Origin of the sequence: Bradyrhizobium sp. PRIMUS42 (assembly GCF_023006515.1) — a bacterium.
GTDB lineage: Bacteria > Pseudomonadota > Alphaproteobacteria > Rhizobiales > Xanthobacteraceae > Bradyrhizobium.
This window is the reverse complement of the sequence record NZ_JALBGZ010000470.1, coordinates 1-5,136: the sequence shown is the minus strand read 5'-3', so window position 1 is coordinate 5,136 and position 5,136 is coordinate 1. Positions and strand designations below refer to the sequence as shown.

Below are 5,136 nucleotides of genomic sequence, written 5' to 3'. Positions count from 1 at the left end.
GGCGGCGGCGTATTGCGGAACGGCATCGGCGATGAGCCTTGCGGCAATGGCCCCTTGCCGTCGATCGGCTCGCCCAGCGCATTGACGACGCGGCCGAGCCAGGCCGCTGACGGCCGCACTTGATTGGCGGCATTGGCGATGACGGCCTTGCAGCCGCGGCGCACGCCGTCGAGGCCGGCGAACGGCATCACGACAGCGTTGTTGCCGGAGAAGCCGATCACCTCGCAGGGAATCGAACGGTTGGCGCCGGTCTCGATCACGAGCCGAGCGCCGACCGACATCGCGTGAATAGGTCCTGCCACCTCGACCATCAGGCCGCGGACGCCGACCACGCGGCCGTAAATATTGACGCCGTCGATGTCGCCGATCTGTTCGGCCAAAGCCTTCATCGGAGGGCCTTCATTAAGGTGCGCGCCTTGGACATCCGGGACTTCACGGTGAAAACCTTAAGTTTCGCCATATTTCTGAACGGAGCTTAACTTCGTGTTTACCCGCATCATTAATCATTGCGTCACTGTCTTTGTGACTGAGCGTGACTCCCCTTCAGAAGAAGGCTGAGTCTCGGGAGTCGGTTAGGCCCGTCTCTTAAAGTGGAACTTGAACGGAGCTGGGTGACGAAAGCTGCTTCACGCGCAAGACCTTAGGGCGATTCGACAAAAATTGCACCGGGGGGACTTGCGTTCCAGAATCAGAGTTTGTTAACCATCTGTTGTCAGGATCCGAATCAGTTGTTCAAAGGCGTTTTGTTGAGTGCCGCGAATGCGGCCGACCTGACGCCCAGGAGCGGCGACTATGGGGAACTGGCATGCGCGTTTTGCTGATTGAAGATGACAGCGCCGTCGCGCAGTCGATCGAGCTGATGTTGAAGTCTGAGAGCTTCAACGTCTACACGACCGATTTGGGGGAAGAAGGCGTCGATCTCGGTAAATTATACGATTACGACATTATCCTTCTCGACCTCAACCTGCCCGACATGTCCGGCTACGACGTGCTCAAGCAGCTTCGGGTCTCCAAGATCAAGACACCGATCCTGATCCTCTCCGGCCTCGCCGGCATCGAGGACAAGGTCAAGGGTCTCGGCGTCGGCGCCGACGACTACATGACCAAGCCCTTCCACAAGGACGAGCTGGTGGCCCGCATCCACGCGATCGTGCGCCGCTCCAAGGGCCATGCCCAGTCGGTCATCCAGACCGGCGACCTCGTCGTCAACCTCGACACCAAGACGGTGGAAGTCGGCGGCCAGCGCGTGCATCTGACCGGCAAGGAATATCAGATGCTGGAGCTGCTCTCGCTCCGCAAGGGCACGACCCTGACCAAGGAAATGTTCCTCAACCATCTCTATGGCGGCATGGACGAGCCCGAGCTGAAGATCATCGACGTCTTCATCTGCAAGCTCCGCAAGAAGCTGGCCAACGCCTCCGAGGGCCGCAACTTCATCGAGACCGTGTGGGGCCGCGGCTACGTGCTGCGCGAGCCGCACGAGCACGAAGAGCGCATTCCCGCCTGATCTCCTGGGTTTACGTCGCAGGCCCCCTTCGGGCTTGCTCCTCCCAGCCTGGACCCCGCCGCAAATGGCGGGGTTTTGTTTTTTTGGGACGTCTTCTCCCTCTCCCGCTTGCGGGAGAGGGCCGGGGAGAGGGTTTCTCCACATCGGGACAATCCCTGTGTGGAGAGAACCCCCACCCGGCGCTTCGCGCCGACCTGCCCCGCAAGCGGGAGACGTGCACCACCATCGCGGCTACGGCCTCCTCTCTCTTAACGTTTGAACCGCTATCCTTCCCCCGCCGACGAATGGTCGCTGCACGATGGGGGAACGATGATCCTGCAATCACTTGCCGGCCTGCCCGCCTTCCTGGTCTATTTCTGCACCGGGCTGATCGCGATCGTGGCGTATCTGTTCGTCTACACCCGCATCACGGCACATAACGAGTTCCAGCTGATCCGCGACAACGAGCCGGCCGCGGCGATTGCGCTCGGGCTGAGCCTGCTCGGCTTCGTGGCGCCGCTGGTCAGCGCGATCGCGCATTCGGCCAATGTGCTGGACTGCCTGATCTGGGCGACGATCGCGCTAATCGTGCAGATCATCGTGTTCTTCCTCGTGAAGGTCCCGGTGCCGAACCTGTCGGCGCGGATCTCTGCCGGCGAGCTTGCCCCGGCGATCTGGCTTGGCCTGTCCTCGCTCGCCGCGGGCCTTTTGAACGCCGCCTGCATGATCTACTGACATGGCCGACAAACCCTCCAAAAAGGAGTTCGGCAAGCGCCGGCCGGTCGGCGAGCCACCGCCTGTGCGATCGCCGGTGAAGCGCTCCGGCCATGTCGCGCTGCTGGTGATGGGCACGCTCGCGGTCGGCACCACCGCCTACACGATGATGCCGGGGAATTGCGAGCCCGCTCCGCCCGGGACGGACCCGGCGCTGCAGGCGAGCACCAATTGCAGCAGCAGGAGCAGCTCCTCGAGCAGCGGCAGCTCGCGCTGGTCGTCGCGATCGAGCTTCTTCAGCAGCGATTCCTCGAGCCAATCCTCGTCGGGAACGTCGTCCGATTCCGGCCACAGCAGCGTGAGCCGCGGCGGCTTCGGCTCGTTCGGCCATGGCTTCTCGGGCGGCGGCTAGCGCATGATCCGGAAAAGTGGCCACCGGTTTTCCGGCAAGATCATGCGCAGGAAATAACATGCAGCGCATCACCTGTCTCGAGCGCGACGACTGGCGAGAGACCGCAGCGCAATGCGGCTTCGTCTTCCACACCATCGACGGCGAACGCTATTGGGACGAGCGCGCCTATTACGGCTTCACGCTCGACGAGATCGAGCGTGGCATCGAGACGCCGACCGGCGAGATCGAGGCGATGTGCCTGGAGCTTGCCGGCCGCGTCATCGGCGACGAGCGGCACCTGCGCCGCTTGCAGATTCCGGAAGCGTTCTGGAGCCTGATCGTCGAGAGTTGGAAGCGCGACGACCGTAGCCTCTATGGCCGGCTCGATCTCAGTTTCGACGGCAAGGGTCCGGCCAAGCTGCTCGAATACAACGCGGATACGCCGACCTCGCTGTTCGAGGCTGCCGTCTTCCAATGGACCTGGCTCGAACAGGCGATCGAACGCCGTGTCATCCCCGCGCGTGCCGATCAGTTCAACTCCATCCACGAGCGGTTGATCGCGGCGTGGAAGGAGATCGCCGGCGGCCGCCACGTCCATCTCACCGGCAGCACCGGCAATCAGGAAGACGCCGGCACGCTCGCTTATCTCGAAGACACCGCACGCCAGGCCGGGCTCTCGACCAGGCTGCTCGACATCGAGCAGGTCGGCTGGCGCGATGAGCCTGGCTGCTTCGTCGATCTCGACGATGGCGATATCACGCTGGCCTTCAAGCTCTATCCCTGGGAGTGGATGTTCCACGACGCCTTCGGTGCCAAGCTGAAGGACGCGCCGACGCGCTGGATCGAGCCGCCGTGGAAGGCGGTGCTGTCCAACAAAGGCATTTTGCCGCTGCTCTGGGAGATGTTTCCGAACCACCCCCATCTGCTGCCGGCCTTCTTCGAGGACGATCCGCGCGCCGCTGAACTCGGCAGCTCCTATGTGCGCAAGCCGCTGCTGTCGCGCGAAGGCGCCAATGTCACGATCGTGTCCGGCGGCATGGCGCTCGACGAGCAGGCAGGCCCTTACGGAGCCGAAGGCTTTGTGCGGCAGGCTCTAGCGCCGCTGCCGAATTTTTCCGGATTCTATCCGGTGATTGGAAGCTGGCTGGTGAACCACGAACCGTGCGGATTGTCGATCCGCGAGGACGAGAGCCCGATCACGGGTAACCGCTCGCGGTTTTTGCCGCATGCGATTTTGTGAGGCTTGTCATTCCGGGGCGCTCGCGAAGCGAGTGAGCCCGGAATGACGAGGAGAATCACCGCGCCGCGGCGATCTTCAACGACGGCGGCATCAATCCGGCCATGGGGCGGCCGGAGCGCGCGGGGTTGAGCTGGTAGAGACCGCGGCGATCCGCGATGGGGCGGAACGCATCGGTGATGCCGACGACGGATTCGGCAGCCCCGAGCAGCAGCGTGCCGTCGGCCTCCAGGCCCTTCGCCATCCGCTCGAAGATCACCGCCTTGGTGTCCTGATCGAAATAGATCAGCACGTTGCGGCAGAAGATCACGTCGAAGGTGCCGAGATGAGAGAAGGTCCTGCAACAGATTGAGCTGGCGGAACTGCACCATCGCGCGAATGTCGGCATTGAGCTGCCAGACTTCGCCGACCTGCGTGAAATACTTCATCAGGTGCTGGATCGGCAGCCCGCGCTGCACCTCGAACTGGCTGTAGATTCCGGCCTTCGACTTCTCCAGCACCTCCTGCGACAGATCGGTGGCGACGATCTCGATGCGCCAGCCGGCGAGGGCCGTGCCCATCTCCTTCACGCACATCGCGATCGAATAGGGCTCCTGCCCGGTCGAGGACGCCGCCGACCAGATGCGCAAGTTCTTGCGCGCCGCGCGCGCCTTGATCAGCCCCGGCAGGATGGTCTCGCGCAAATGATCGAACGGGATCTTGTCGCGGTAGAAGAAGGTCTCGTTGGTGGTCATCGCTTCGACCACGTCGGTCGCAAGCCGGCCGTCGCCGTTCCGGATCTTCAGCACGAGATCGGGAATGCCTGATAGACTCGCCTTGCGGGCGAGCGGCAGCAGCCGGCTCTCGACCAGATATTGCTTCTCGGGGGACAGATCGAGGCCGGAGCGCTCTTTCAAGAACTTGCGCAGATAATCGTAGTCGGTGGGCGTCACGAGCGATCTCCCGCGAACAGGCGGTTGACCTTGGCGCCGATCTGGTTGAGCGGCAGGATCGCCGCGCAGATGCCGGCATTGGCCGCCGCGCCCGGCATGCCCCAGACCACGCTGGAGGCTTCGTCCTGCGCGATGACGCTGCCGCCGGCGGCAACGATGTCCTTGCCGCCGCGCATGCCGTCCGAGCCCATGCCCGTCAGGATCACGGAGAGGATGCTGCCGTGCCAGACGTCGATGGCGGAGGTGAAGAGCGGATCGACCGCGGGCTTGCAGAAATTGACGGCGGGGCCGTCGTCGAGCGCGATCACGGTGTCCGCGCCGCTGCGTGCGACGCGCATGTGCTTGCCGCCCGGCGCGAGATAAATCCGTCCCGGCT

At 63.4% G+C, this 5,136-nt stretch carries 5 protein-coding genes and 2 pseudogenes; 4 read left to right on the top strand and 3 right to left on the bottom strand.

Going from position 1 to position 5,136, the window contains the following annotated elements; genetic code table 11:
- Positions 1 to 389 (bottom strand): annotated as a pseudogene (fliI, locus tag MOV75_RS26870) (flagellum-specific ATP synthase FliI); the annotation flags it as partial.
- A 416-nt stretch (positions 390 to 805) separates the two neighbouring features.
- Here fliI and ctrA point away from each other — a divergent pair.
- The 4 genes from ctrA (at position 806) to MOV75_RS26850 (ending at position 3,831) form a co-directional block, all read left to right on the top strand.
- A complete protein-coding gene (gene ctrA, locus MOV75_RS26865; RefSeq protein ID WP_008138878.1) occupies positions 806 to 1,507 on the top strand; it encodes a response regulator transcription factor CtrA in 702 nt (233 codons plus the stop codon).
- Between the two features lie 309 nt (positions 1,508 to 1,816).
- Positions 1,817 to 2,221, top strand: a complete 405-nt coding sequence (locus tag MOV75_RS26860; protein WP_246928544.1) for a DUF350 domain-containing protein — start codon at positions 1,817 to 1,819, stop codon at positions 2,219 to 2,221.
- A gap of 1 nt (position 2,222) precedes the next feature.
- On the top strand, positions 2,223 to 2,612 hold the full coding sequence (locus MOV75_RS26855; protein ID WP_246928546.1) for a hypothetical protein: 390 nt from the start codon (positions 2,223 to 2,225) through the stop codon (positions 2,610 to 2,612).
- Between the two features lie 58 nt (positions 2,613 to 2,670).
- The gene (locus tag MOV75_RS26850) at positions 2,671 to 3,831 is read left to right on the top strand and encodes a glutathionylspermidine synthase family protein (protein ID WP_246928549.1); all 1,161 of its coding nucleotides are present in this window, start codon (positions 2,671 to 2,673) and stop codon (positions 3,829 to 3,831) included.
- 55 nt (positions 3,832 to 3,886) lie between these two features.
- On the opposite strand, the pseudogene MOV75_RS26845 reads toward MOV75_RS26850, so the two are convergent.
- Together MOV75_RS26845 and MOV75_RS26840 are read right to left on the bottom strand one after the other, a co-directional pair.
- A pseudogene (locus MOV75_RS26845) lies at positions 3,887 to 4,760 on the bottom strand (protein-glutamate O-methyltransferase CheR).
- A partial coding sequence (locus MOV75_RS26840; RefSeq protein WP_309486971.1) for a chemotaxis protein CheB occupies positions 4,757 to 5,136 on the bottom strand: 380 nt, incomplete at its 5' end. The gene MOV75_RS26840 and the pseudogene MOV75_RS26845, both read right to left, overlap by 4 nt.